Consider the following 25,126-nt stretch of genomic DNA (forward strand, 5'->3'; position numbering starts at 1 on the left):
GGCCGTACCCCCTTCCCAAGCAATGGTCATCAGTCATACCTTATGGCTCCCGGCTGACCGAAGTAGCCGAATGGAGGCTCTCCCGTGGCAGACCGCACACCCCCGCTGAGCGTCGAGGAGCTGCACGCCCTCGTCGCGAGCGGTGAGATCGACACTGTCGTCCTGGCCTTCCCCGATATGCAAGGGCGGCTCCAGGGCAAGCGGTTCGCCGCCCGCTTCTTCCTCGACGAGGTGCTCCACCACGGCACCGAGGGCTGCAACTACCTCCTTGCCGTCGACACCGAGATGAACACCGTCGACGGCTACGAGATGTCCTCCTGGGACCGCGGCTACGGCGACTTCGCCATGCACCCCGACCTGGCCACCCTCCGCCGCGTCCCCTGGAACGCCGGCACGGCCATGCTCGTCGCCGACCTGGCCTGGGAGGACGGCTCGCCCGTGGTCGCCGCGCCCCGCCAGATCCTGCGCCGCCAGCTGGAGCGCCTCGCAGAGCTCGGGTACACGGCCAAGGTCGGCACGGAACTCGAGTTCATCGTCTTCAAGGACACCTACGAGCAGGCCTGGGACGCGGGCTACCGCGGGCTGACCCCGGCCAACCAGTACAACATCGACTACTCGGTGCTGGGCACCGGACGGATCGAGCCCCTGCTGCGCCGTATCCGCAACGAGATGGCGGGCGCCGGGCTCACCGTCGAGTCGGCCAAGGGCGAGTGCAACCCGGGCCAGCACGAGATCGCCTTCAAGTACGACGACGCCCTGGTCACCTGCGACCAGCACGCCATCTACAAGACCGGCACCAAGGAGATCGCCGCCCAGGAGGGCGTCTCGATCACCTTCATGGCCAAGTACAACGAGCGCGAGGGCAACTCCTGCCACATCCACCTCTCCCTCGCGGACGACGCCGGCAACAGCGTCATGGCGGGCACCTCCGACGACCCCGGCGGCATGTCCGAGGTCATGCGGCACTTCCTCGCGGGCCAGCTGGCCGCCCTGCGGGACTTCTCGCTCCTCTACGCCCCCAACATCAACTCCTACAAGCGGTTCCAGCCCGGCTCCTTCGCCCCGACCGCCGTCGCCTGGGGCCGCGACAACCGCACCTGCGCCCTGCGCGTCGTCGGCCACGGCCGCTCCCTGCGCTTCGAGAACCGGCTCCCCGGCGGCGACGTCAACCCGCACCTCGCCGTCGCCGGACTGGTCGCCGCGGGCCTGTACGGCATCGAGCAGAAGCTGGAGCTGCCCGATCCCTGCCCCGGCAACGCCTACGCCGCCGACTTCGAGCACGTCCCCACCACGCTCCGCGAGGCCGCCGAGCTCTGGGAGAACAGCCCGATCGCCAAGGCCGCCTTCGGCGACGAGGTCGTCGCCCACTACCGCAACATGGCGCGCGTCGAACTGGACGCCTTCGACGCCGCGGTGACCGACTGGGAGCTGCGCCGCTCCTTCGAACGCATGTGAGGCCCTTCTTGTCCGACCAGCTCCAGGTACTCAATCCGGCCACCGAAGAAGTCGTCGCCACCGTCCCCGCCGCCACCGCGGCCGACGTCGACGCCGCCGTCGTACGGGCCACGAAGGCGCAGTCCGCGTGGGCCGCCCTCGCACCCGGCGAACGCGCCCGGCTGCTGCGCCGGTTCGCCGTCGCCGTCGACGAACACCTCGAAGAACTCGCCCGGTTGGAGGTCCGCGAGGCCGGGCACACCGTCGGCAACGCCCGCTGGGAGGCGGGCAACGTCCGCGATCTGCTCGACTACGCGGCCGGGGGAGTGGAGCGGCTCACGGGCCACCAGATCCCGGTGCCCGGCGGCCTGAACGTCACGATCCTCGAACCGCTCGGCGTCGTCGGCGTCATCGCCCCCTGGAACTTCCCGATGCCGATCGCCGCCTGGGGCACCGCCCCCGCACTCGCGGCCGGCAACGCGGTCCTCCTCAAGCCCGCCGAGACGACCCCGCTGACCGCCCTGCGGCTGGCGGAGCTGGCCCTGGAGGCGGGGCTTCCCGAGGGGCTGTTCCAGGTGCTGCCCGGCCACGGGCCCGTCGCGGGCAACGCGCTCGTCGAGCACCCCGGCGTCGCGAAGATCGTCTTCACCGGGTCGACGACCGTGGGCAAACAGGTGTTGGCCAAGGGCTCAGCGCTGCTCAAGCGCGTCACCCTCGAACTCGGCGGCAAGAGCCCCAACATCGTCTTCGCCGACGCCGACCTCGAAGCCGCCGCGGCGGCAGCCCCCATGTCCTTCCTCGACAACTCCGGCCAGGACTGCTGCGCCCGCACCCGCATCCTCGTCCAGCGCTCCGCCCACGACCGCTTCCTCGACCTGCTCGCCCCCGCCATCGAGGCGGTGACGGTCGGCGACCCGGCCGACGAGAACACCGACATGGGCCCGCTGATCTCCAAGTCCCAGCTGGACCGGGTGCGTTCGTACGTCGACCAGGGCGCCGAGGGCATCCGCGGCAAGGCTCCCGAAGGCCCCGGCTTCTGGTTCCCGCCGACCGTCCTCACCGGTGTCGACTCACGCGCGCGCGTGGCCGTCGAGGAGGTCTTCGGCCCCGTGGCCGTGGTCCTCCCGTTCGACGACGAGGCCGACGCGATCCGGCTGGCCAACGCCACCGACTACGGCCTCTCCGGCTCCGTCTGGACCCGGGACGTCGGCCGCGCCCTGCGCGTCTCCCAGGCCGTCCGGGCCGGCAACCTGTCCGTCAACTCCCACTCCAGCGTCCGCTACTGGACCCCCTTCGGCGGCTTCAAGCAGTCCGGCATCGGCCGCGAACTGGGCCCGGACGCCCTGACCGCCTTCACCGAAACCAAGAACGTCTTCATCAGCACGGAGGCCTGAGCCGCTCATGACCGAAGAGAACATCTGCCGTCGCCTCGTCGGCCGTACCGCCGTCATCACCGGAGCCGGCAGCGGCATCGGCCTCGCCACCGCCCGCCGCCTCGCCTCCGAGGGTGCCCACGTCGTCTGCGGCGACGTCGACGAACAGCGCGGCAAGGCCGCCGCCGAGGAGGTCGGCGGGACCTTCGTCAAGGTCGACGTCACCGACGCCGAGCAGGTCGAGGCGCTGTTCAGGACGGCGTACGACACCTACGGCAGCGTCGACATCGCCTTCAACAACGCCGGCATCTCGCCGCCCGACGACGACTCCATCCTGGAGACCGGCCTGGAGGCCTGGAAGCGCGTCCAGGAGGTCAACCTGACCTCGGTCTACCTGTGCTGCAAGGCCGCCATCCCCTACATGCGGCAGCAGGGCAAGGGCTCCATCATCAACACGGCGTCCTTCGTGGCCAGGATGGGCGCCGCCACGTCCCAGATCTCGTACACGGCCTCCAAGGGCGGCGTCCTCGCCATGTCCCGTGAACTCGGCGTGCAGTTCGCCCGCGACGGAATCCGGGTCAACGCCCTGTGCCCGGGACCGGTCAACACCCCGCTCCTCCAGGAACTGTTCGCCAAGGACCCCGAGCGCGCCGCCCGCCGCCTGGTCCACATCCCGGTCGGCCGTTTCGCCGAGGCCGAGGAGATCGCCGCCGCCGTCGCCTTCCTGGCCAGCGACGACTCCTCCTTCGTCAACGCCACCGACTTCCTGGTCGACGGCGGAATCTCCGGGGCGTACGTCACACCGCTGTAGGCCGCCCTACAGTGGCCGGGATGAGCAGCACGCCACCACCCGGCTGGTACCGCGACCCCAAGGCCCCGCATCTGGAGCGCTGGTGGGACGGAACGGCCTGGACCGAGCACCGGCGCGCTCCCGAACCCTCGGGACCGCCGGTGCCGGGGCCGCCGTTCGCCGGTGACGCGGCCGGGCGGCGGTCCAGGATCGTCGCCCTCACCGCCGCCGGCGCCGTCCTGGTCACCGCCGTCGTCACCGGCACACTCGTGCTCGGCGATGACGACGGCGCGGAGGTGACCACCGCACCCACGCTCGCGGCCTCGGAGCCCACGTCCCACGAGCCGACCCCCGACACACCGACCCCGACGCCCACTCCGTCGCAGTCCACCTCGGAGCCCTCCGCCGACGACCCGGCCGTCGTCGTGGACCAGCTCAACGGCATCACCCTGCCGCTGCTCACCGGCTGGGTCAGACCGCGCAGCCCCGCCGAGGCCGACGTCCTCATGACCACCGACGGCACCTACGACTGCCCGGCCGACTTCGGCCTCTGCCGACACGGCAAGGTCATCTCCCGCACGGCGAGCGCGGACGACGGGACATCCCCCGAGACCCTCGCCAAGGCCGACATCCAGGACGCGGCCGACGACGCCTACGGCCGCGACAGGGTCGGCCGACGCCCCTTCGGCGGCATCAAGTCCCACCAGGTCGTCAAGTCCGGCCCGGCACAGGTGGCGGGCCGCGCCGGGTACTTCGTGCGCTGGCGGGTCAGGACGGCCGAGGGACCGGGCGGTTACGTCCAGTCGCTGGCCTTCCCGTCCCGCGTCGGCACCGAGGCACCGGTCATCGTCCGCTACGTCTTCGACGCGGGCGAGGACGGGCCGCCGCTGACCGACATGGACCGCCTGACCGAGGGCATCCGGTCCACGTCGGACTGAGCGACGCGAGGAAAAACCCCCTAGAGGAACGTGAGCCCCTCGCCCCGATACGTCGGTACGGCCCCCGTCACCGCGTCGCCCTCGACGAGATGCAGCGTGTCGAACCGCTCGCACAGTTCACCGGCCTTGGCATGCCGGAACCACACCTTGTCGCCGAGCAGCAGATCGTCGGCCGGGGAGCCCATCAGCGGCGTCTGCACCTCGCCGGGCCCCTCCTGGGGGTCGTACCGCAGCCCCTCCGGCAGATACGGCACCGGCAGCCGGTCCACTCCCGCCGCACCCGAGGCCGGATACCCGCCCCCGAGGACGGTCACCACCCCCACCCCCGGCCGGCGCACGACGGGCAGGGCGAACAGCGCGGCCGGACGCCCGCTGAACGACGTGTAGTTGTCGAACAGCCGCGGCACATACAGCCCCGACCCGGCCCCGATCTCCGTCACGCAGTCCTCGGCGGCGGTGAACTGCACACTGCCCGTCCCGCCGCCGTTGACGAACTCGAGACCCGGCGCCACCGCCCGCACGGCCCGCACCACCGCGGCCCGCCGCTCGGCCAGCTCCCGGCGGGCGGCGGCCTGCATCAGCCGCACGGCACGCGACCGCAACGGCCGCCCGGCCAGGGAGTCCCCGACCCCGGCGATGTGTCCCTCGTACGCCATGATCCCGACCACCTCGAACCCCGGCCGCCGGGCGACGAACCGGGCCATGTCGGCGACCTGCGCGGGGGAGTGCAGCGGCGAACGCCGGGCGCCGACGCGCACCCGCCCGCCGAGCAGCTTCAGCGAGGTGTCCAACTCCAGGCAGACCCGCACCACTTCCCGCCCGCCGTCCCGGGCCTCGTCGATGAGCCGGAGCTGGGCCGGGTCGTCGATCATCACGGTGACGGCGGAGGCGAGCTTGGGATCACCGGTCAGCTCGGCGAAAGCGGCCTTGTCGGCGGAGGGATAGGCGAGCAGGACGTCGTCGAACCCGGATCGCGCCAGCCACAGGGACTCGGCGAGGGTGAACGACATGATCCCAGCGAACCCGTCCTTGGCGAGCACCCGTTCCAGCAGGGCCCGGCAGCGTACGGACTTGCTGGCGACGCGGATCGGCTTCCCGCCGGCCCGGCGGACCAGGTCGTCCGCGTTGGCGTCGAAGGCGTCCAGGTCCACGATCGCGAGAGGGGCGTCGAGATGGGCGGTGGCCCGGTCGTAACGGGCCCGGTCGGCGGCGCGCGCAGTCATGAACGAAGCCTGCCATGCAGGATTACCGCAGGGTAGGGGGATGTTCCGGGCAGATGCACACGGGGTCCCGGACTGGTTCCCGTTCGCCCAGGATCAACCCGTAGAGTGACGCGCACGCATGTGGGGAGCGTTCCCGGGCGCGTACTCGCCGGGATGACGCCTCTTCCGTGCGGGTATGCGTGCCTGGTCGGACGAAGTCCGCGCCGGGCCGGGGCAGGGAACACGGAACGACGGCCCGCGTACGGGATCGGGCCCGGGACATGAGGAAACGGGGGGTGCATGAGCACGGAAGCGCGGCGCGCCCCCATCCCCCCACGCCCGGCGACACCCCCGCCCCCTTCCGCCCCGCCCCGTCCGACGACGCCGCCGCCGAGACCGGCGGACCCGCCCACGGCCGACGACGCCGCGCAGCCGCTCCCCGACCCGAACGTCCCGGCGGCAGACGGCACTGCCACGGCCCCGCCCCCGCCAAGCGCCTCCGCCCGCTTCCCGGACACACCGCCGACGGCGGGGTTCGCGGAAAGCGCCGGATCGTTGCGCCGCGAGACCCCCGGCCCAGCCGCACCGGGCGCCACCCCGCCCCGCCGCACGGGCGCCCCCGCCGAGACCGCGGCGGAGACCACCTTCCGCCTGCGCCCCATCAAGGCGGACCCTCCCCGCGAGTCCGGCAACCGCCCGCCGGGCACACCGCCACAACCGGGCTCAGGCCCGGCCCAGGGCTCCGCCGGCCTGCCCAGGCAGTCGGACTCCGGGCCCGCGCGGCGTCCTGCCGGTACGCCCCCGCAGCCGCCCACCGGATCCCCCCAGGGCGCCGTCGGCATGCCCCCGAAGCCGCCCAGCCACTCCGGCACCCCCGCCTCCGCCCCGCTGCCCCCACAGCGCCCCATGCCCGAGCCCTCCACCGCAGGCGGCTCGGCAGGCCGTGGGTACGCCGCCCCGGCCGACCCGTCCCGTGGCGCCGAGCGTTCCACCGGCGGCCACGGGCCCAACGGGTTCGCCCCGGACCCGTCCTTCTCCTGGAGCGCCCCGATGGCGCCCGGCGGAGCCCCCGGGGCCGGGCGGCCCGTCGTCTCGTTCGGGCAGCCCGAGGGATTCGGCGAGCAGACGCGCCCGCGGCCGCTGGGCGTGCGGATCCACCCCCGGCTCGCCGCGGCGGCCGCCTGTGTCGTGCTCGGGGTGGGACTCATCGGCGGGGCCGTGACCGGGAGTTGGCTGATCGGCGACTCGGGAGACGGCGACGCGCAGGACACCTTCGTCGCGGCCGGAAGCCTGTGGCACAGCATCCCCGTCGACCGGCTGTTCCCGCCCACCGTGACCGGGCAGGGCGCGGGCCCCGGCGGCGCCGACCGGATCTGGACGCGGATCGCCGTCGCCCCGGACACCGGCTGCGCGAGCGCCTTCGACCCGCTGCTGCGCAAGGCCCTCGCCCCCGTCGGCTGCGAACGCCTCCTGCGCGCCACTTACACCGACGCCACCCGCAGCTACGTCACCACCGTCGGCCTGCTCTTCACCACGGCCGACTCCGCCGCGATGCGCTCGTTCGACACCAGCTTCACCAAAGAGGGCCTCGACCGCCGCACGGACCTGATGCCCCGCCCCTACGCGGCGAAGGGCACCCTGGCCGCCGGATTCGGCGACGAGCAGCGTGCCTCCTGGACCGTCTCCGTCCTCACCGACGCCCCTGTCGTCGTCTACGCCGTCTCCGGCTGGGCCGACGGCCGCGCCGTCGACGAGCCCGAGCCCGCCGAGGAGGCCATGGAATCGGGCGCCACCACGTCCGTCGCCCAAGCCGGCCTCGGCCACGAGGCGAAGGGTCTCGCCGACCGCGTCGAACGCGCCCTGCGCAAGAACGTCGGCCCGTCCACGGAGCAGTCGTCGTGACCAGTGCTGTGAAGACATTCATGACCCGGCGGACCGGCCCCCTCGCCGTCCTCCTCGGCGCCTGCCTCGCCGTCCTGCCGTCCACCGCCGCGCACGCCGACTCCATACGCGCCCAGCAGTGGACCCTGGACGCCATGCGCACCGAGGACGCCTGGCAGACCACCAAGGGCAAGGGCATCACCGTCGCCGTCCTCGACACGGGCGTCGAGGCCGACCACCCCGACCTCGTCGGCAACGTCCTCGAAGGCAAGGACATGGTCGGCTTCGGAGCCGAGCGCGGCGACCGCGCCTGGGCCCGGCACGGCACCGCGATGGCCGGCATCATCGCCGGCCACGGACACGGCGCCGGCGGCAGTGAGGGGGTCATGGGCATCGCCCCCGAGGCGAAGATCCTCCCCGTCCGCGTCATCCTCGAGGACGGCGACCGCTCCCGCGCCAGGGCCCGCAGCACCCGCGGCAACGCCCTCGCCGAAGGCATCCGCTGGGCCGCCGACCACGGCGCCGACGTCATCAACCTCTCCCTCGGCGACGACTCCAAGTCCGCCCACCCCGAAGCCGGCGAGGACGAGGCTGTCCAGTACGCCCTGAAGAAGGGCGCCGTCGTCGTCGCCTCGGCCGGAAACGGCGGCGAGAAGGGCGACCACATCTCTTTCCCGGCCGCCTACCCGGGCGTCATCGCCGTGACCGCCGTCGACAAGTTCGGGACCCGCGCCGTCTTCTCCACCCGCCGCTGGTACGCCACGGTCAGCGCCCCCGGCGTCGACGTCGTCATCGCGGATCCCGACCACAAGTACTACAAGGGCTGGGGCACGAGTGCCGCGGCCGCCTTCGTCTCCGGCGCGGTGGCCCTGGTCAAGGCCGCCCACCCCGGCCTGACCCCGGCCCAGATCAAGAAGCTCCTGGAGGACACGGCACGCAACGCCCCGGCCGACGGCCGCGACGACTCCCGTGGCTACGGCTTCATCGACCCGGCCGCGGCCATCGAGAAGGCCTCCCACATGAAACGGGAGAACCTTGAGCCGGCGGGGTACGGCGAGGAGTACTTCGGCTCGGGCCCCGACGCCGCCAAGTCCGATGACGACACGACGAGTTGGACCGCCCCGCTCGCGGGCGGCGCCGGCGGCCTCCTGCTGGTCTGGGCGGTCGTCCTGTGGCGCGGCCGCCGCGAACGCCACGATTGCTAGCAACCGGCACCGGACCGCCTAAGACGCGCCCGCAGCGGCCGCGGCCGAGGAACCGGGCGAGGAAGCAGACGCGGTCGCGGACGGGGCTTCCTCGGCGAACACCGACACCGCCGCCACCGCCGCCGCCTCGACCAGCGCGATCCCGTCCGCCTGCGTCGCGTTGCCGTCCGACAGCACGGCCAGCAGACAGTCCCGGCCGTCGACCGTGACCCGCCCGACGCTGTTGGTGTCCCACAACCCCGTCGCCGTACGCGGCAGCCACCCGTTCTTCAACGCCCACCCGGACCCGTCGCCCGCCGCCGACACCCCCCACCGCTGACCCACCGCGATCCGCCCCATCAGCCCGCTCAGATACGCCCGCGAGTCCTCGTTCAGCTCCGATGCCTCCCCGAACACCTGCCGCAACAGCCGGATCTGGTCGTCCGCGGTGGTCTGCGTCAGCCCCCACAGCATCCCGTCACCGCCCTCGGTCCCCGTGAGTCCGAGACGCGCGTTCGCGGCGTCCAGCCCTTCGGCCTGCCCGATGGCCCGCCACAGCTCCGACGCGGAGGCGTTGTCGCTGTCCTCGATCATCGCGGTCGCGTACGCCTTCTCCGCCACCGTCAGCTCCCGCCCCGCGTCCTGCGCCTGGAGCAGCAGCGCCGCCAGGATGTCGACCTTGACGATGCTCGCCGTGTCGAAGGCCCCGTCCCCGTACGAGGCACCCGCACCGGACGCCGGGGCCAGCACGGCCACCGACACCTCGACGCCCTCGGGGACGTCCACCGCCTCCATGGCCTTGGCCAGCAGCTCGTCGTGGTCCACCGCCGGACGCGCCGCAGACTCCACCGAAACCTCCTCGCTCACCGGCGGCGTCACCGCCGCCGCCGACGATACGGCGCTCGTCCCCTGGGACTCCATGCCGCGATCGTCGGGGCGGCAACGCCTCACAGCCCGGTTTCCGGGCCCGCACAAGCGCGGCGGCATCCCCCCGATAGGGTCGGTGACCGTGGCGAACAAGAACATTCCCGACTCTCCCTTCTCCGACGACGACGGCTCCGCCTCCCCCCGGCTGAGCGCCGCGCTCGCCGCCTGGGCCGAGGACCGCACCGCCGAGGGCCCGGTCCTGGCGGCGCTCAAGGAGGCCCGGCTGCTCGTCCCCGTCGTGGCCGTGCTCGGCGAGGTCGAGGAGGACGAGAACGGGCTGCGCCACGAGAAGACCAGCGACATGGCCGTACCGACACTGAAGGCCGGCGACCGTGTCGCCCTGCCCGCCTTCACGTCCACCGAGTCGCTCGCCCGCTGGGATCCGGCGGCCCGCCCCGTCGCAGTCCCCCTGCACCAGGCCCTCCAGGCCGCCGCGCACGAGAAGGCGGACACGCTCGTGCTGGACCTGGCCGGTCCGGTGCCGTACGAGCTGACGGGCCGCGCGCTGCTCGCGCTGGCCGAGGGCCGGACCACGACCGACCCGCTCGCCGACCCGGCAGTCCGGGAGGCCGTGCGGGCAGCCGTGGCCGCCGAGCCCGCCGTGCTCAGCGCCCACCTCGGGCCCGGACAGGCCGACGGCACCCTCGCCCTCGTACTCGACGAGTCCGCCGCACCCGCCAAGGCCGCCCGCTCGGTCGCCGAGCGGCTCGCCGCCGACGAAACGCTGAGGGCCCGCCTGGTGCGCGGCCTCGACCTGGCACTGCTGCCGGCCGAGGCGACGCCTCCGGGCGAGCCCCTGTACGTGCGCGGATGAACTAGCCGTAGACCGGGCCGGTGTACTTCTCGCCCGGTCCCTGACCCGGCTCGTCCGGGACGATCGACGCCTCACGGAAGGCCAGCTGCAGCGACTTCAGGCCGTCGCGCAGCGGCGCCGCGTGGAAGGAGCTGATCTCGGTCGTGCTCGCGTCCAGCAGACCGGCGAGGGCGTGCACCAGCTTGCGGGCCTCGTCCAGGTCCTTGTGCTTGTCGCCCTCCTCGGTCAGACCGAGCTTCACGGCGGCCGCGCTCATCAGGTTGACGGCGACCGTCACGATCACCTCGACGGCGGGGACCTCGGCGATGTCGCGGGTCATCTCGTCGAAGTCGGGAGCCTCGGAAGACTCAGCAGGGGTGTCACTCATGTCCCACACGATAGGCCCCGGTGCAAGCCGATTAGCACCACCCCCGGCTAGCTGCTAACCTTGTGTAACGACCGGCTGGACAGCTACTGCCCAGCCCACAAGTGGAGGCTCCGACTTCCCACCTGACCGTCCCCCGGGACGGCGGGTCACCCCGGTCAGGCGGCCACCATCGTTCCGTACGGACGATGGAGTCGCCCGAAAGCGCGCCCCGCGATCATCGCGCGGTGCTCCGGCAGTGTTTGGAGCCCCGCCTGTGATCGTCCGGGGCATTTTTTGTGCTTCGGCGCGGTTAGGTCTACGGAAAAGAGACATACGCGGCTGTCCGCCAGACCGCCGTGTGGTGCTAACCGAGGAGGATCCATCAGCGCCGAGCCCCGCATCAACGACCGGATTCGCGTTCCCGAGGTGCGACTTGTCGGTCCCAGTGGCGAGCAGGTGGGCATCGTCCCGCTGGCCAAGGCACTGGAGCTTGCGCAGGAGTACGACCTGGACCTGGTCGAGGTCGCGGCGAACGCCCGTCCGCCCGTGTGCAAGCTCATGGACTACGGGAAGTTCAAGTACGAGTCGGCCATGAAGGCCCGTGAGGCGCGCAAGAACCAGGCGCACACGGTCATCAAGGAGATGAAGCTCCGGCCGAAGATCGACCCGCACGACTATGACACCAAGAAGGGTCACGTCGTCCGGTTCCTCAAGCAGGGCGACAAGGTCAAGATCACGATCATGTTCCGTGGTCGCGAGCAGTCCCGGCCCGAGCTGGGCTACCGACTGCTGCAGCGTCTCGCGGAGGACGTCCAGGACCTCGGTTTCGTCGAGTCGAACCCGAAGCAGGACGGCCGGAACATGATCATGGTTCTCGGTCCGCACAAGAAGAAGACCGAGGCGATGGCCGAGGCTCGCCAGGCGCAGGAAGCCCGCAAGGCGGATGCGAAGGCCAACCCCGGCAAGTCGCAGAACGCCGCGGACTCCGAGAACGGCGTGGAGACCGAGGCACCTGCCGAGGCTTCCGCCGAGGCGTGATCCCGGGGGACGCGAGTCCCCAGGACGTAACCGATACAAGAGCGACGTTCCACAGTGCCCGGTTTCACGACCGGGCACCGGAACGCCACCGACGAGGAGAGAACGGCGCTATGCCGAAGAACAAGTCGCACAGCGGTGCCAGCAAGCGCTTCAAGATCACCGGCTCCGGCAAGGTGCTCCGTGAGCGCGCCGGCAAGCGCCACTACCTCGAGCACAAGCCGTCGACCTTGACGCGCCGCCTCACCGGCAACGCCGAGATGGCCCCGGGCGACGCCAAGAAGATCAAGAAGCTTCTCGGCAAGTGACGTACCCGGCGGTTGATCTTCTGATCGATCCGCGCCGTACGTCTGGACCGGGACCCAATCGTTTCCGGGCCGTGTGAGTCCAACCGCGGCCCCGCTACAAGGAGTTAAAAAGTGGCACGCGTCAAGCGGGCAGTGAACGCCCACAAGAAGCGCCGGGCGATCCTCGAGCAGGCCTCCGGCTACCGCGGTCAGCGTTCGCGCCTGTACCGCAAGGCCAAGGAGCAGGTCACCCACTCGCTGGTCTACAACTACAACGACCGCAAGAAGCGCAAGGGTGACTTCCGCCAGCTGTGGATCCAGCGCATCAACGCCGCTGCCCGCGCCAACGGCATCACGTACAACCGCTTCATCCAGGGTCTGAAGGCCGCGAACGTCGAGGTCGACCGCAAGATCCTGGCCGAGCTGGCCGTCAACGACGCGGGCGCCTTCGCGGCGCTGGTCGAGGTCGCGCAGAAGGCGCTGCCGAGCGACGTCAACGCTCCGAAGGCGGCGTGACGCTGCGCTGGCTCTGAGCCGACGTAACTGAAGGACCCGCAGGCTTCATGGCTTGCGGGTCCTGTTGTTGGTGGCACCCGGAATCGCCGAACCGAACTGCTGAAGGAACAGACATGCCCCCGGCCAGCCCCGAGCTGATCTCCCCCCGTTCCCCCCGTGTCTCCGCCGCCCGGCGGCTCGGTAAGCGGAACTTCCGGGGCAAGGAGCGGCTGTTCCTGGCCGAGGGGCCGCAGGCTGTGCGGGAGGCGGCCGGGCACGCGGACACCCTGGTGGAGCTGTTCGCCACGCTGGACGCCGCGGAGCGGTACGCCGACATCATCGGGGAGGCCCGTGCGGCCGGCGCGCGGGTGCACCTGGCCGCGGAGCAGGTGATCGCCGACATCTCCACCACCGTCACCCCGCAGGGGCTCGTCGGTGTCTGCCGGTTCATCGATACCCCGTTCGAGGAGATCCTCGCCGCCCGGCCCAGGCTCGTGGCCGTCCTCGCCCATGTGCGGGACCCCGGGAACGCCGGGACCGTGCTGCGGTGCGCCGATGCCGCCGGTGCCGAGGCCGTCGTCCTCACCGATGCTTCCGTGGACCTGTACAACCCGAAGGCGGTCCGGGCCTCGGTGGGCTCCCTGTTCCACCTGCCGGTCGCCGTGGGCGTGCCCGTCGAGCGGGCCGTGGCCGGACTGAAGGACGCCGGGGTGCGGATTCTCGCCGCCGATGGTGCCGGGACCGACGACCTCGACGACGAGCTCGACAAGGGCACCATGGGCGGGCCGACCGCCTGGGTGTTCGGGAACGAGGCCTGGGGGCTTCCGGAGGAGACCCGCGCGCTGGCCGACGCCGTCGTGCGCGTCCCGATCCACGGGAAGGCCGAGAGCCTGAACCTCGCCACCGCCGCCGCCGTATGTCTCTATGCGTCGGCCCGTGCACAGCGCGCCTCCGGAGGGTGCCGCACCGTCACCGAGAGCTAGTAGGGTGACCAGCTCGGGGGCCCCAAAGCCGTCGTGAGAGGTGGGGTACGGGGATGAGTGTCGGCACGAGCAGCGCGCCGGGGGCACGGGAGGTGCGGCGGCCGTCCGCGTCCCGGCCCGGTGATCTCGCCGAGCTCGGAATCGATCCCGACGACCTGCCCGACGGCCTCGTCGTCGCCGACGAGCAGGGGCACGTCGTCTGCTTCAACGCCGCCGCCGAGCGCATCACCGCCGTCCGTGCCGCCGACGCCCTCGGGCAGCGGCTGGAGAAGGCCCTGCCGTTAGAGGACCTGGAGGGGCGGCGCTGGTGGCAGGTGACCGACCCGTACGGCGGGCTGGCGATCAGGCGCAGGCAGCCGGAGCGGAATCTTCTGCTTCCTGGCGGACGCGAGGTCCTCGTCTCCGTGCGGTACGTCAGGACCGAGGCCACCGGGCCCGTCCACCGCGTCGTCGTCTCGCTGCGCGACACCGAGGCCCGTCGCCGCACCGAGCGCAGCCACGCCGAGCTGATCGCCACCGTCGCGCACGAGCTGCGCTCCCCGCTCACCTCCGTCAAGGGCTTCACGGCCACGCTGCTGGCCAAGTGGGCACGGTTCACCGACGACCAGAAGCGGCTGATGCTGGAGACCGTCGACGCCGACGCCGACCGGGTCACCCGGCTCATCGCCGAGCTGCTCGACATCTCGCGGATCGACAGCGGTCGGCTGGAGGTGCGGCGCCAGCCCGTCGACATCGGCGCGGCCGTCGGGCGGCACATCCAGGCCTACGTCGCCGCCGGGCAGCCCGCCGACCGGTTCCTGCTGCGTCTGGAGCAGCCGCTGCCCGATCTGTGGGCCGACCCCGACAAGATCGACCAGGTGCTCAGCAACCTCATCGAAAATGCCGTGCGGCACGGCGACGGAACGGTCACCATTGACATCACGGCCACGGCGTCCCCGCGCGAAGGGGAAGGCCATGAGAGTGCAGCCACGTCGGTCACGGTGAGCGACGAGGGGCCCGGCATCCCGGAGGAGTCCATGAACCGCGTCTTCACCCGCTTCTGGCGGGGCAGCAAGCGCGGTGGCACGGGCCTCGGGCTCTACATCGTCAAGGGCATCGTCGAGGCACACGGCGGCGCCGTCGAGGTCGGCCGCGCCCCCGGCGGCGGCGCACAGTTCCGATTTACGTTGCCCGTGGCGGCCCCGGCGTATCTCACCTGAGACCCGGACCGAGCCCCACGGGCGCATTCGCTTACCCCGACCCCGTTAGACTCGGCCATTGGCACCTTTGCGTCCAAAACCAGAGACGGATCGTCTCCAGGTCGAGACGGGGCACTTCAGCCAGCCAATCGGAAGCACGGGAAGAGATGTCGGCACCGAATAAGTCGTACGACCCTGTCGAGGTCGAGGCGTTGAAACCGGAAGAGATCGAGCGCATGCGGGACGAGGCGCTCGCCGCCTTCGCCGCCGCGGACTCCCTCGACGCGCTCCAGGAGGCCAAGGTCGCCCACACCGGCGGCACGTCCCCGCTGGCGCTCGCCAACCGGGAGATCGGCGCCCTGCCCCCGCACGCCAAGGCGGAGGCCGGCAAGCGCGTCGGCCAGGCCCGCGGCGCCGTGAGCAAGGCCCTCGCCGCCCGCCAGGCCGAGCTGGAGGCCGAGCGCGACCAGCGGGTGCTGGTCGAGGAGGCCGTGGACGTCACACTGCCGTACGACCGCGTACCGGCCGGCGCCCGCCACCCGCTCACCACCCTGTCCGAGCGCATCGAGGACATCTTCGTGGCCATGGGCTACGAGGTCGCCGAGGGCCCGCAGGTCGAGGCCGAGTGGTTCAACTTCGACGCCCTCAACATCGGCCCGGACCACCCGGCCCGCGGCGAGGCCGACACGTTCTTCGTGCAGGGCCCCGACGGCGGCACCGAGTCCGGTGTCGTGCTGCGCACCCACACCTCGCCCGTGCAGATCCGCTCCCTGCTCGACCGCGAGCTGCCGGTCTACGTGATCTGCCCCGGCCGGGTGTACCGCACCGACGAGCTGGACGCCACGCACACCCCGGTCTTCCACCAGGTCGAGCTGCTCGCCGTGGACGAGGGCCTGACCATGGCCGACCTCAAGGGAACCCTGGACCACATGGTCCAGTCCCTGTTCGGCGAGGGCATGAAGACCCGGCTGCGGCCGAACTTCTTCCCGTTCACCGAGCCGTCCGCCGAGATGGACATGGTGTGCTACGTCTGCCGCGGCGAGTCCGTCGGCAACCCCGACCGGCCCTGCCGTACCTGCTCCTCCGAGGGCTGGATCGAGCTCGGTGGCTGCGGCATGGTCAACCCGCGGGTGCTCACCGCCTGCGGCGTCGACCCGGAGAAGTACAGCGGCTTCGCCTTCGGGTTCGGCATCGAGCGGATGCTGATGTTCCGCCACAACGTCGAGGACATGCGAGACATGGTCGAGGGTGACGTCCGGTTCACCCGGCCGTTCGGGATGGAGATCTGATGCGGGTCCCGCTTTCTTGGCTGCGGGAGTACGTCGACCTGCCGGCCACCGAAACCGGCCGTGACGTCCAGGCCAAGCTCATTTCGGCCGGTCTTGAGGTCGAGAGCGTCGAGCACCTCGGCGCCGACCTCAAGGGCCCGCTCGTCGTCGGCCAGGTGCTGACCATCGAGGAGCTGACGGAGTTCAAGAAGCCGATCCGCTTCTGCACCGTCGACGTCGGCCAGGCCAACGGCACCGGCGAGCCCCAGGAGCTCATCTGCGGCGCCCGGAACTTCCAGGTCGGCGACAAGGTCGTGGTCGTCCTCCCCGGCGCCGTGCTGCCCGGCGGCTTCTCGATCGCCGCGCGCAAGACCTACGGCCGCGTCTCGCACGGCATGATCTGCTCCACCAGCGAGCTGGGCATGGGCGACGACGGCACCCACGGCATCATCGTGCTGCCGCCGGAGACCGAGGTCGGCAAGGACGCCATCGAGCTGCTTGAGCTGGTCGACGAGGTCCTGGACATCGCCGTCACCGCCAACCGCGGCGACTGCCTGTCCATCCGCGGCGTCGCCCGCGAGACGGCCATCGCCTACGGCCGTCCGCTGCGCGATCCCGCGCTGCTGGACGTGCCCGGCCCGAACGCCTTCGGCTACCCGGTGCAGGTCTCGGACCCGATGGGCTGCGACCGCTTCACCGCCCGCACGGTGACCGGCCTGAGCCCCGAGGCCCGCTCCCCGATCTGGCTGCAGCGCCGTCTGCAGAAGGTCGGCATGCGCCCGATCTCGCTCGCCGTCGACGTCACCAACTACGTGATGATGGAGCTCGGCCAGCCGCTGCACGCCTACGACCGCAACCTGGTCCAGGGCACCATCGGCGTACGGCGGGCGGAGGAGGGCGAGAAGCTCGTCACCCTCGACGGCGTCGAGCGTGAGCTGCACGCCGAGGACCTCGTCATCACCGACGAGCGCGGCCCCATCGGCCTCGCCGGCGTCATGGGCGGCGCCAACACGGAGATCGCCGACCACGACGACCTGGAGAACGCCTCCACCGAGGTCGTCATCGAGGCCGCCCACTTCGACCAGGTCGCCATCGCGCGTACCGCTCGCCGCCACAAGCTCTCCTCCGAGGCGTCCCGCCGCTTCGAGCGCGGCGTCGACCCGGCTGCCGCCGCGGCTGCCGCCCAGCGCACGGTCGACCTGCTGGTGCTGCTCGCGGGCGGCACCGCCGAGGCCGGCGTCACCGAGGTCGTCACGCCGTCCGCGCCGCACACCATCACCGTCCCGGCCGACCACCCGGACAAGGTCGCGGGCGTCGAGTACGGCCGCGAGACCGTCGTACGGCGACTCCAGCAGATCGGCTGCGACGTGTACGGGCAGGACGAGCTGATCGTCACCGTGCCGTCCTGGCGGCCCGACCTGCTGGAGCCGAACGACCTCGCCGAAGAGGTCATCCGCCTGGAGGGCTACGAGAACCTGCCCTCCACCCTGCCCAAGCCGCCGTCCGGCCGAGGCCTCACCCACCGCCAGCGGCTGCACCGCAGGGTCGGCCGCGCGCTGGCCGGCGCGGGCTACGTCGAGGCACCGAACTACCCCTTCGTCAGCGAGCAGGTCTTCGACCAGCTCGGTCTGGCCGCCGGCGACCCGGCCCGCCGCGTCGTCAAGCTGGTCAACCCGCTCAACGACGAGGAGCCCGCGCTCCGCACATCGCTGCTGCCCGGTCTGCTCGGCGCGCTGCGCCGCAACGACGGGCGGGGCTCGCACGATCTGGCGCTGTTCGAGACCGGCCTGGTCTTCCAGCCGCGCGAGGAGCAGCGCGTCGCCGGGCACCTGCCCGTCGACCGCCGCCCGACCGACGAGGAGATCGCCGCGCTGGACGCCGTGCTGCCCGAGCAGCCGCGCCACGTCGCCGTCGTGCTCGCCGGGGCGCTGGAGCAGGCCGGCTGGTGGGGCAAGGGCCGTCCGGCCGACTGGGCCGACGCGGTCGAGGCGGCGCGTGCCGTCGCGCGGGAGGCCGGGGCCGAGCTGATCGTGCGGGCCGGGCAGTACGGGCCGTGGCACCCGGGGCGGTGCGCCGAGCTTGCGATCGCCGTCGACGGCGCGGAGCGCGTCATCGGGCATGCCGGTGAGCTGCACCCGCGGGTGCTCAAGGCGCTGGGGCTGCCCGCGCGCACCTGTGCGATGGAGCTGGACCTGGACGCCCTGGAGCAGGTCGGTGACGGTGCGCCGCAGGCGCCGAGCATCTCCACGTTCCCGGTGGCCACGCAGGATGTCGCCCTCGTCGTCGACAAGCCGGTACCGGCCGCGGAGGTCGAGGCGGCGTTGCGGGACGGGGCGGGTGAACTTCTCGAGGGGATCCGGCTGTTCGACGTGTACGTCAATGACGAGCAGCTCGGGGACGGGAAGAAGTCGCTGGCGTATGCGTTGCGCTTCCGCGCGGGTGACCGGACGCTGACCGTCGACGAGGCTTCGGCGGCTCGGGACGCTGCGGTGGCCCTCGCGGGCGAGCGTACGGGGGCGGTGCTGCGGGGTTAGTTCGCCCAAGCGGTGGGGGACTGCGGTGGTTCGGCGGCTGCGGCGTGTTCGTGGTTGCTCGCGCAGTTCCCCGCGCCCCTGAAGGGGCGCCTTATGGTCACCTCACTCAATAGGGTGACTTCTCTGGGTGATCTGGTACTTCCGGGTCATCCCTCGACAGAATCGGACCGGCCTTTCGGGGTCGGTCCGTTCTGCGCTGTCAGGGCCTATTGGGGGGCCATCGGCATGTTCCGCATCAAGGGTCGGGGTCCCCGCAAGGTGCTCACGGTCGTCACCGGCGCCGTGTTCTTCGCCCTCGGTACAGGGCTGATCGTGTATGTCCGGCAGGCGCTGTTGCGTGAGCTGCGGCAGGTCCGCAAGGTCGCCGGTGCCGCGCAGAGTGCGTTGCTGCGGACGCTGCCCTCGCGCGTCGACGGGCTGAACGTCGCCGCCGCCCAGCTCTCCGCCGACCGCAGTGCCTGTGTCGGGGGCGACCTGTACGAGGTCATCGCCACCGAGCACGGTGTACGGGCGGTCATGGGCGACGTCCGCGGCCATGGCATCGCCGCCATCGGTACGGTGGCAGCGGTCCTCGGCAGCTTCCGCGAGGCGGTCCACGACGAACCCGACCTGAGCCGGGTGCTCGGCAGACTGGACCGGGCCCTGGCCCGGCACCTGCGCGAACGGGTGCGTGACGACCCGGTCTCCGAGGAGTTCGTCACCGTACTGCTGCTGGAGATCGGCCGGGACGGCGAGATGACCGCCCTCAACTGCGGTCACCCCTGGCCGTATCTGCTGAGCGGCACGACCGTGGAGCCGCTCGCCCGCGCCGACCCCCTCCCACCCCTGGGGCTCTTCCCGCTCCCCACCGAACTGCCCGCGTTGAGTTGCGGCACCTTGGAGCCCGGCGACTCCCTGGTCCTGTATACGGACGGCGTCGAGGATGCGAGGGACGCGAGCGGCCGGTTCTTTTCGCTCCAGGCGGCCCTCGTCGGCGCCGTACGAGACTCCCCGATCACTCCCCAGACGATCCTGCGCACCGTCTTCACAGCCGTTCTCCGCCACACAAGGGGCAGGCAGTCGGACGACATAGCGCTACTGGTTCTACGGAACGATCGAACGAGGGTCGACTGTAGTTCCCTGGGGGCGCGGGGAACTGCGCGACCGACCACGACGAACCCGCAGCCGACCAACTACCCGTAGCGCACCGGCCCTTGGTCGCCCGGCGTGGCCAGCGCGGCGCCGGAGTCGCCGTCCGCCCCGCCACGGAGTGTCGGGCAGGCAGCTGGGCGGACGGCGCGGATGCGGGCCGCCGCACTGTACGAGGGGGAGCCGGCGGCCCGGCCGGCCTCTTGCGAGGCATTTCAGTCAACCGGTCGGAAACTCTCCGCAACAGCGCGCGCACGCTGCGGATTCGAGCACTCCGTTCACACCCCGTGTGAAGCGGTTCGCACTACTCTGACGGCACCGAGCCACCCGGGGGGCCTACATGCAGCCCAACACTCTGCTCGACGCGATCCTGGACGAGGCCGGGATCTCGCACGCGGGGCTGGCCGCACACGTGAACCAGGCGGGGCGGGCGCGCGGCCTGGCGCTCAGATACGAACACACCGCCGTCGCCCGGTGGTTGAAGGGGCAGCGGCCGCGCGGCCAGGTACCCGACCTGATCTGCGAGGTGCTCGCCGGCCGACTGCACCGTACCGTCACGCTCGACGACATCGGTCTCGGCGTGCCCGGTGAGCAGTCCGCCGCGCACACCACCTCGCTGTCCGGCTTCGTCGAGCGGGCCACCGCGCTGTGGCGCTCCGACGAGCAGCAGCGGCCGCACATCCTGGGGGCGCCTGCGGTCACCGGTACGCCCGCCGTCATGCCCGTGTGGGAGTGGGAGAACCCACCCGAGGACGTCGATGTGTCACGCGGGGGGCGGCACCGGGTCACCCCCGCCGACCTGGAGATGCTGCGTGCCGCCCGTACCCACTACGAGCAGATGTACCGCAAGGCGGGCGGCATAGCGACCCGCACCCGGATCGTCGGCTTCCTCAACTCCGAAGCCGCTCCGCTGCTGCGCGGCAGCTACACCGACGCCACCGGCCGTCAACTCCACCGGGCGACGGGAGGGCTGGTGGCGATCGCGGGTATCTGTGCCTACGACTCAGACGCGCACGGTCTCGCGCAGCGCTATTTTCATCAGGCGCTGCGGCTGGCAAAGGCGAGTGGGGACCGGGGGCTCGGGGCGTATGTGATCGCGCTGCTGGTCAACCAGGCGTTGTTCATGCGGGAGTTCCGGCAGGCCGTCGCCTTCGCGGAGGCCGCGCTGCGGGCCGCCGGCAAGCACATCACCCCGGCCCTCGCCTCCGACCTGTACGCGATGCAGGCGAAGGCGTACGCCCACCTCGGCGACGGCACGAGCGCCCTGTCCTGCATCCGTCGTGCCGAGCAGGCCGCCGAACGCATCCGGCGCGGATACGAACCCGACGAGACCGGCTATGTCCAGCCGGGGCTGGTCAACGTCCAGGTGGCGGAGGCGCTGCTCAGCCTCGGGGAGCTGGTGGCGGCCGGGGAGCACGCCGCGGCCGCCGTGGACAATCCGGCGCACGACCGGGGCCGGGTGCACCGGCTGGCGATGCTCAGCACGATCGAACTCCGTCAGGGCAACGCGGACAAGGCTGTGGCCATCGCGGTGCAGATGGCCGAGCAGGCACGGGGAATGGAGTCCCAGCGCCTGCGCGACAGACTTCGGGCGGTGCGCGAACACCTGGTGCGCAGCGGCTGCGCGGGCACGGCCGAGGCCGCCGAACTCATCGACGGCGCACTGCGCGTACCGCTCTAGGCCGGTACAAGTCGGTACAGGCCGGTACTCGAACAGCGACACCTGCATAGTCCCTGCTGCGATATTGCCACTTACTCGACGGAAGGTGGCAGAACCGTGCAGTGGACGAAACAGAACGAACAAACTGTGTATGAAAACCGCTGGTTCACCGTCAACCTGGCAGACGTGGAGCTGCCGGACGGCCGGCACCTGGACCACTTCCTCATACGGCTGCGGCCGGTCGCCGTGGCCACGGTGGTCAACGAGGCCAATGAAGTCCTCCTCCTGTGGCGCCACCGTTTCATCACCGACAGCTGGGGGTGGGAACTCGCGGCGGGCGTCGTCGAGGACGGCGAGGACATCGTCCGCGCGGCCGCCAGGGAGCTCGAGGAGGAGACCGGGTGGCGGCCGGGACCCCTGCACCACCTCATGAGCGTGGAGCCCTCCAACGGGCTCACCGACGCCCGGCACCACATCTACTGGGCCGACGAGGGCGAGTACGTCGGACATCCCGTGGACGACTACGAGTCGGACCGCCGGGAGTGGGTTCCGCTCAAGCTCGTCCCCGACATGGTCGCCCGTGGGGAGGTCCCGGCCGCCAACATGGCGGCCGCGTTACTGATGCTGCACCATCTCAGGCTCGGCTAGTGCCCCACGGCCTGCCAGATCGCCACGACGAGGGCACCCACGGCGGTGAGGGCGGCGACCGCGGGCAGCGGCCAGCGCGCGTGTTCCAGTGTGTTGATCCGGGTGTTCAGCTCGTCGAGTTCCTTGGCGGTCTCCTCGGTGCGGTGCGTGAGCAGAGCCAGCCCGCCCTCCACGCGGGCGTAGGCGACGTCGAGGCGACGTCGTAACTCTGCGAGTTCTCCCTGTACGACCGGATGCTCGGGATCGACGGTCACGAGTCCGCTCCTTTCCGTAGTGGTCTCACATCCCTTGCATGCGCAGGGAAAGTGAACTCGCCTGGTGGACGCGTGGGGAGAGTGTGCGACGGGCATATGCGGGCCCGGCGCGCACACGGTGTGTGAATGACGCGGGCCCGGCACCTTCGCGGTGCCGGGCCCGTGCGGTTGGCCGGAATCTGACCGTCTGTAATCAGCCGTAGGTGTAGAAGCCGGAGTTCGTCTTGCGGCCGAGCCGGCCCGCGTCGACCATGCGCTGGAGCAGCGGGGGAGCGGCGTACAGCGGCTCCTTGTACTCGTCGTACATGCTCTGCGCCACGGAGGCCACCGTGTCCAGGCCGATCAGGTCGGACAGCTTCAGCGGGCCCATCGGGTGGGCGCAGCCGAGTTCCATGCCGTTGTCGATGTCCTCGCGGCTGGCGATGCCCGACTCGAACATCCGGATCGCGGAGAGCAGATACGGGATCAGCAGCGCGTTCACCACGAAGCCGGACCGGTCCTGGGCGCGGATCGCGTGCTTGCCCAGCAGCTTCTCGGCGAAGGTCTGGGCGCGGGCGATCGTGCCCTCGGAGGTGGTGAGCGCCGGGATCAGCTCGACGAGCTTCTGCACCGGGGCCGGGTTGAAGAAGTGCACGCCGATGACCTGGTCGGGGCGCGAGGTGGCGACCGCCAGCTTCACCAGCGGGATCGAGGAGGTGTTGGAGGCGAGGATCGCGTCAGGCCGGGTCACGACCTGGTCGAGGACCTGGAAGATCTCGGTCTTCACCTGCTCGTTCTCGACGACGGCCTCGATCACCAGGTCACGGTCGGCGAACTCGCCGAGGTCCGTGGTGAAGGACAGCCGGGCCTGCGTGGCGTCCAGCTCCTCGTCGCTGATCTTGCCGCGCTCGGCGGCCTTGGCCAGGGAGGTGAACAGCCGGGTGCGGCCGATCTCCAGGGCCTCGCCGGTGGTCTCGGCGACCTTCACGTCCAGCCCGGCGCGGGCGCACACCTCGGCGATGCCCGCTCCCATCTGGCCGCAGCCCACCACGCCGACGCGTGCAATATCTCCGGAGATGCCGGTCACATCGTCCCCTTCGCTGATCCACGACTGCGGCAGGTCCGCCGTTGTTCGGCGCCTGCTCCAAACCTGCACGTTACCTTCGGCGAAGCTTGATCGATCGTTCGGGTGCCTCATGAAAGGCTGTCGCCGGGACAGGTCCGCAACGCGCTGATCTGTCATGGGGTGGGCCATTGACCACGGCACACACGGAGGTACGAAGAAGATGCTGCACCGGAAGTCCCGGATGTCACGGCGGGCGTTCACGGTGACCGCCCTGTCGGCGCTCGTGGCGTCAGGCGGCGCGATGGCCGCCGGTTCCGCCATGGCGGACGGAAAGGGCCGGAACCGGCGGCGGGCCACCCGCGAGATGCGCGGCGTGTGGATCGCGACCGTGGCCAACCGGGACTGGCCCTCCAAGCAGGGCCTGACCGCGGACGAGCAGCGCGCCGAGCTGATCGCCCACCTCGACGCGGCCGTGGAGTCCCGCCTGAACACCGTGGTCTTCCAGGTACGGCCCACGGCCGACGCCCTGTGGCCCTCGCCGTACGAGCCGTGGTCGCAGGTCCTCACCGGCACCCAGGGCGAGGACCCCGGCTGGGACCCGCTCGGCACGGCCGTCGAGGAGGCCCACGCCCGCGGTCTGCAACTGCACGCCTGGTTCAACCCGTACCGCATCGCCAACCACACCGACCTCGGCAAGCTGGCCGCGTCCCACCCCGCCCGGGAGCACGAGGACTGGGTGGTGACGTACGGCGGCAAGCTCTACTACAACCCGGGGCTGCCCGAGGTCCGCGAGTTCGTGCGGAAGGCGATGCTCGACGCGGTGGAGAAGTACGAGATCGACGCCGTCCACTTCGACGACTACTTCTACCCGTATCCGGTGGCCGGCCAGACCTTCGACGACGACGAGGCCTACGACCGCTACGGCGGCGACTTCTCGGTGCGGGCCGACTGGCGGCGCGACAACATCGACAAGCTGGTCACGGAGATGGCGGCCGGTATCCGGAAGATCCGGACCGGCACGGAGTTCGGCATCAGCCCGTTCGGCGTGTGGCGCAACGCCGGCACCGACCCGCTCGGCTCCGACACCCGGGGCGGGGTGCAGACGTACGACGATCTGTACGCGGACACCCGCAAGTGGGTCCGAGAGGGCTGGATCGACTACATCTGCCCGCAGCTGTACTGGAACATCGGCTTCGCCGCCGCCGACTACGCCAAGCTCGTGCCCTGGTGGTCGGAGGTCGCGCGGGGCAGCAGGACCAAGCTGTACGTCGGTGAGGCGCTGTACAAGGCCGGGGACCCGGCGCAGCCCGCCGCCTGGCAGGAACCGGCCGAGCTGTCCCGGCATCTCACGCTGACCAAGGAGCACGCGGAGGTCTGCGGGCACGTCTACTTCGCGGCGAAGGACGTCGCGACCGACCGGATCGGGGCCATGGCACGGGTCGTCGCCGACCACTACGGGCAGCCGGCGATTCCCCCGCGCTGAACGGCTCGCCGAGCTATTTGATCGTGTCCCTGTGACGGATCTCGGTGTCGGGGCCGGGGGAGCACAGGCCCTCGTGCCCGTCCTCGAAGCGGACGCGGTACGGAGGATTGCCCTCCTGGCCCAGGACTTCGACGATCTCGCCGACCTTGTCGTGTTGCCCGACCACCCTGCCGTGCTGGACAAGCTGGTCGCCCACGGTTGCACGCATCTGTCGGTCCTCCTCACCAAGTGTGGGAGCA

23 protein-coding genes and 1 pseudogene are annotated in these 25,126 nt (G+C 71.3%); 18 read left to right on the forward strand and 6 right to left on the reverse strand.

Annotated features, from left to right (window positions below):
* Nucleotides 1–84: 84 nt before the first annotated feature.
* The 4 genes from ACZ4UU_RS23205 to ACZ4UU_RS23220 are packed head-to-tail and all read left to right on the forward strand — an operon-like array spanning nt 85 to nt 4,535.
* A complete protein-coding gene (locus ACZ4UU_RS23205) occupies nt 85–1,455 on the forward strand; it encodes a glutamine synthetase family protein (RefSeq protein ID WP_471905298.1) in 1,371 nt (456 codons plus the stop codon).
* An 8-nt stretch (nt 1,456–1,463) separates the two neighbouring features.
* Nucleotides 1,464–2,828: an aldehyde dehydrogenase family protein gene (locus ACZ4UU_RS23210; RefSeq protein ID WP_471905299.1), complete on the forward strand. Its 1,365-nt coding sequence runs from the start codon at nt 1,464–1,466 to the stop codon at nt 2,826–2,828.
* Between the two features lie 7 nt (nt 2,829–2,835).
* On the forward strand, nt 2,836–3,618 hold the full coding sequence (locus tag ACZ4UU_RS23215; RefSeq protein ID WP_471905300.1) for a 3-oxoacyl-ACP reductase: 783 nt from the start codon (nt 2,836–2,838) through the stop codon (nt 3,616–3,618).
* A gap of 20 nt (nt 3,619–3,638) precedes the next feature.
* Entirely contained in the window at nt 3,639–4,535 is an 897-nt protein-coding gene (locus ACZ4UU_RS23220) for a DUF2510 domain-containing protein (protein ID WP_471905301.1), read from the forward strand.
* Nucleotides 4,536–4,555: 20 nt separating this feature from the next.
* Here ACZ4UU_RS23220 and ACZ4UU_RS23225 read toward each other — a convergent pair whose 3' ends face one another.
* Complete coding sequence (locus tag ACZ4UU_RS23225) at nt 4,556–5,758, reverse strand: amino acid deaminase/aldolase (protein WP_471905302.1); 1,203 nt, start codon at nt 5,756–5,758, stop codon at nt 4,556–4,558.
* 279 nt (nt 5,759–6,037) lie between these two features.
* Here ACZ4UU_RS23225 and ACZ4UU_RS23230 point away from each other — a divergent pair, with 279 nt between their 5' ends.
* Both ACZ4UU_RS23230 and mycP read left to right on the forward strand, forming a co-directional pair.
* Complete coding sequence (locus ACZ4UU_RS23230; RefSeq protein WP_471905303.1) at nt 6,038–7,639, forward strand: hypothetical protein; 1,602 nt, start codon at nt 6,038–6,040, stop codon at nt 7,637–7,639.
* 20 nt (nt 7,640–7,659) lie between these two features.
* A complete protein-coding gene (gene mycP, locus ACZ4UU_RS23235; RefSeq protein ID WP_471905486.1) occupies nt 7,660–8,823 on the forward strand; it encodes a type VII secretion-associated serine protease mycosin in 1,164 nt (387 codons plus the stop codon).
* 18 nt (nt 8,824–8,841) lie between these two features.
* On the opposite strand, the gene ACZ4UU_RS23240 is transcribed toward mycP, so the two are convergent.
* On the reverse strand, nt 8,842–9,723 hold the full coding sequence (locus tag ACZ4UU_RS23240) for a serine hydrolase (RefSeq protein WP_471905304.1): 882 nt from the start codon (nt 9,721–9,723) through the stop codon (nt 8,842–8,844).
* Between the two features lie 88 nt (nt 9,724–9,811).
* Here ACZ4UU_RS23240 and ACZ4UU_RS23245 point away from each other — a divergent pair, with 88 nt between their 5' ends.
* A complete protein-coding gene (locus ACZ4UU_RS23245; RefSeq protein WP_471905305.1) occupies nt 9,812–10,543 on the forward strand; it encodes an SseB family protein in 732 nt (243 codons plus the stop codon).
* A gap of 1 nt (nt 10,544) precedes the next feature.
* On the opposite strand, the gene ACZ4UU_RS23250 is transcribed toward ACZ4UU_RS23245, so the two are convergent.
* Nucleotides 10,545–10,910 carry a DUF1844 domain-containing protein gene (locus tag ACZ4UU_RS23250; RefSeq protein ID WP_383450085.1) on the reverse strand — a complete coding sequence of 122 codons (366 nt, stop codon included), beginning with the start codon at nt 10,908–10,910 and terminating at the stop codon, nt 10,545–10,547.
* A gap of 335 nt (nt 10,911–11,245) precedes the next feature.
* Here ACZ4UU_RS23250 and infC point away from each other — a divergent pair.
* The 10 genes and pseudogenes from infC to ACZ4UU_RS23300 all read left to right on the forward strand — a co-directional run bounded on the left by infC (nt 11,246) and on the right by ACZ4UU_RS23300 (nt 22,105).
* Nucleotides 11,246–11,927: pseudogene (infC, locus tag ACZ4UU_RS23255) on the forward strand (translation initiation factor IF-3).
* A 110-nt stretch (nt 11,928–12,037) separates the two neighbouring features.
* Nucleotides 12,038–12,232, forward strand: a complete 195-nt coding sequence (gene rpmI, locus ACZ4UU_RS23260) for a 50S ribosomal protein L35 (RefSeq protein ID WP_234762671.1) — start codon at nt 12,038–12,040, stop codon at nt 12,230–12,232.
* Nucleotides 12,233–12,343: 111 nt separating this feature from the next.
* On the forward strand, nt 12,344–12,727 hold the full coding sequence (rplT, locus tag ACZ4UU_RS23265) for a 50S ribosomal protein L20 (protein ID WP_004002577.1): 384 nt from the start codon (nt 12,344–12,346) through the stop codon (nt 12,725–12,727).
* 113 nt (nt 12,728–12,840) lie between these two features.
* On the forward strand, nt 12,841–13,689 hold the full coding sequence (locus ACZ4UU_RS23270; protein ID WP_471905306.1) for a TrmH family RNA methyltransferase: 849 nt from the start codon (nt 12,841–12,843) through the stop codon (nt 13,687–13,689).
* Nucleotides 13,690–13,742: 53 nt separating this feature from the next.
* Nucleotides 13,743–14,888 carry a sensor histidine kinase gene (locus tag ACZ4UU_RS23275; protein WP_471905307.1) on the forward strand — a complete coding sequence of 382 codons (1,146 nt, stop codon included), beginning with the start codon at nt 13,743–13,745 and terminating at the stop codon, nt 14,886–14,888.
* A gap of 146 nt (nt 14,889–15,034) precedes the next feature.
* On the forward strand, nt 15,035–16,156 hold the full coding sequence (pheS, locus tag ACZ4UU_RS23280; protein ID WP_471905308.1) for a phenylalanine--tRNA ligase subunit alpha: 1,122 nt from the start codon (nt 15,035–15,037) through the stop codon (nt 16,154–16,156).
* Complete coding sequence (pheT, locus tag ACZ4UU_RS23285) at nt 16,156–18,669, forward strand: phenylalanine--tRNA ligase subunit beta (RefSeq protein ID WP_471905309.1); 2,514 nt, start codon at nt 16,156–16,158, stop codon at nt 18,667–18,669. The genes pheS and pheT overlap by 1 nt, the downstream gene beginning before the upstream one ends.
* Nucleotides 18,670–18,894: 225 nt before the next feature.
* The gene (locus ACZ4UU_RS23290) at nt 18,895–19,851 is read left to right on the forward strand and encodes a PP2C family protein-serine/threonine phosphatase (RefSeq protein WP_471905310.1); all 957 of its coding nucleotides are present in this window, start codon (nt 18,895–18,897) and stop codon (nt 19,849–19,851) included.
* A gap of 286 nt (nt 19,852–20,137) precedes the next feature.
* Nucleotides 20,138–21,478 (forward strand): transcriptional regulator, encoded by a 1,341-nt coding sequence (locus ACZ4UU_RS23295; protein WP_471905311.1) that lies wholly within the window; start codon nt 20,138–20,140, stop codon nt 21,476–21,478.
* Between the two features lie 96 nt (nt 21,479–21,574).
* Nucleotides 21,575–22,105 (forward strand): NUDIX hydrolase, encoded by a 531-nt coding sequence (locus tag ACZ4UU_RS23300; RefSeq protein WP_217214472.1) that lies wholly within the window; start codon nt 21,575–21,577, stop codon nt 22,103–22,105.
* On the opposite strand, the gene ACZ4UU_RS23305 is transcribed toward ACZ4UU_RS23300, so the two are convergent.
* Both ACZ4UU_RS23305 and ACZ4UU_RS23310 read right to left on the reverse strand, forming a co-directional pair.
* A complete protein-coding gene (locus ACZ4UU_RS23305) occupies nt 22,102–22,359 on the reverse strand; it encodes a hypothetical protein (RefSeq protein ID WP_383450092.1) in 258 nt (85 codons plus the stop codon). The genes ACZ4UU_RS23300 and ACZ4UU_RS23305 overlap by 4 nt on opposite strands.
* Nucleotides 22,360–22,552: 193 nt before the next feature.
* The gene (locus ACZ4UU_RS23310) at nt 22,553–23,425 is read right to left on the reverse strand and encodes a 3-hydroxybutyryl-CoA dehydrogenase (RefSeq protein ID WP_471905312.1); all 873 of its coding nucleotides are present in this window, start codon (nt 23,423–23,425) and stop codon (nt 22,553–22,555) included.
* 199 nt (nt 23,426–23,624) lie between these two features.
* On the opposite strand from ACZ4UU_RS23310, the gene ACZ4UU_RS23315 reads away from it, so the two are divergent.
* A complete protein-coding gene (locus ACZ4UU_RS23315; protein ID WP_471905313.1) occupies nt 23,625–24,887 on the forward strand; it encodes a glycoside hydrolase family 10-like protein in 1,263 nt (420 codons plus the stop codon).
* A gap of 13 nt (nt 24,888–24,900) precedes the next feature.
* Here the strand turns inward: ACZ4UU_RS23315 and ACZ4UU_RS23320 are convergent, their stop codons facing one another.
* Entirely contained in the window at nt 24,901–25,095 is a 195-nt protein-coding gene (locus ACZ4UU_RS23320; RefSeq protein WP_234762681.1) for a DUF1918 domain-containing protein, read from the reverse strand.
* Nucleotides 25,096–25,126: the final 31 nt, after the last annotated feature.

The organism is Streptomyces sp. NPDC028907, assembly GCF_055564995.1.

What these genes read in the sequence shown, in the direction of transcription:
- ACZ4UU_RS23215 (WP_471905300.1), top strand. Translation starts at nt 2,836, where the DNA reads ATGACCGAAGAGAACATCTGCCGTCGCCTCGTCGGCCGTACCGCCGTC.
- ACZ4UU_RS23220 (WP_471905301.1), top strand. Translation starts at nt 3,639, where the DNA reads ATGAGCAGCACGCCACCACCCGGCTGGTACCGCGACCCCAAGGCCCCG.
- ACZ4UU_RS23225 (WP_471905302.1), bottom strand. Translation starts at nt 5,758, where the DNA reads ATGACTGCGCGCGCCGCCGACCGGGCCCGTTACGACCGGGCCACCGCC.
- ACZ4UU_RS23230 (WP_471905303.1), top strand. Translation starts at nt 6,038, where the DNA reads ATGAGCACGGAAGCGCGGCGCGCCCCCATCCCCCCACGCCCGGCGACA.
- mycP (WP_471905486.1), top strand. Translation starts at nt 7,660, where the DNA reads ATGACCCGGCGGACCGGCCCCCTCGCCGTCCTCCTCGGCGCCTGCCTC.
- ACZ4UU_RS23240 (WP_471905304.1), bottom strand. Translation starts at nt 9,723, where the DNA reads ATGGAGTCCCAGGGGACGAGCGCCGTATCGTCGGCGGCGGCGGTGACG.
- ACZ4UU_RS23250 (WP_383450085.1), bottom strand. Translation starts at nt 10,910, where the DNA reads ATGAGTGACACCCCTGCTGAGTCTTCCGAGGCTCCCGACTTCGACGAG.
- rpmI (WP_234762671.1), top strand. Translation starts at nt 12,038, where the DNA reads ATGCCGAAGAACAAGTCGCACAGCGGTGCCAGCAAGCGCTTCAAGATC.
- ACZ4UU_RS23270 (WP_471905306.1), top strand. Translation starts at nt 12,841, where the DNA reads ATGCCCCCGGCCAGCCCCGAGCTGATCTCCCCCCGTTCCCCCCGTGTC.
- ACZ4UU_RS23275 (WP_471905307.1), top strand. Translation starts at nt 13,743, where the DNA reads ATGAGTGTCGGCACGAGCAGCGCGCCGGGGGCACGGGAGGTGCGGCGG.
- pheS (WP_471905308.1), top strand. Translation starts at nt 15,035, where the DNA reads ATGTCGGCACCGAATAAGTCGTACGACCCTGTCGAGGTCGAGGCGTTG.
- pheT (WP_471905309.1), top strand. Translation starts at nt 16,156, where the DNA reads ATGCGGGTCCCGCTTTCTTGGCTGCGGGAGTACGTCGACCTGCCGGCC.
- ACZ4UU_RS23290 (WP_471905310.1), top strand. Translation starts at nt 18,895, where the DNA reads ATGTTCCGCATCAAGGGTCGGGGTCCCCGCAAGGTGCTCACGGTCGTC.
- ACZ4UU_RS23295 (WP_471905311.1), top strand. Translation starts at nt 20,138, where the DNA reads ATGCAGCCCAACACTCTGCTCGACGCGATCCTGGACGAGGCCGGGATC.
- ACZ4UU_RS23315 (WP_471905313.1), top strand. Translation starts at nt 23,625, where the DNA reads ATGCTGCACCGGAAGTCCCGGATGTCACGGCGGGCGTTCACGGTGACC.
- ACZ4UU_RS23320 (WP_234762681.1), bottom strand. Translation starts at nt 25,095, where the DNA reads ATGCGTGCAACCGTGGGCGACCAGCTTGTCCAGCACGGCAGGGTGGTC.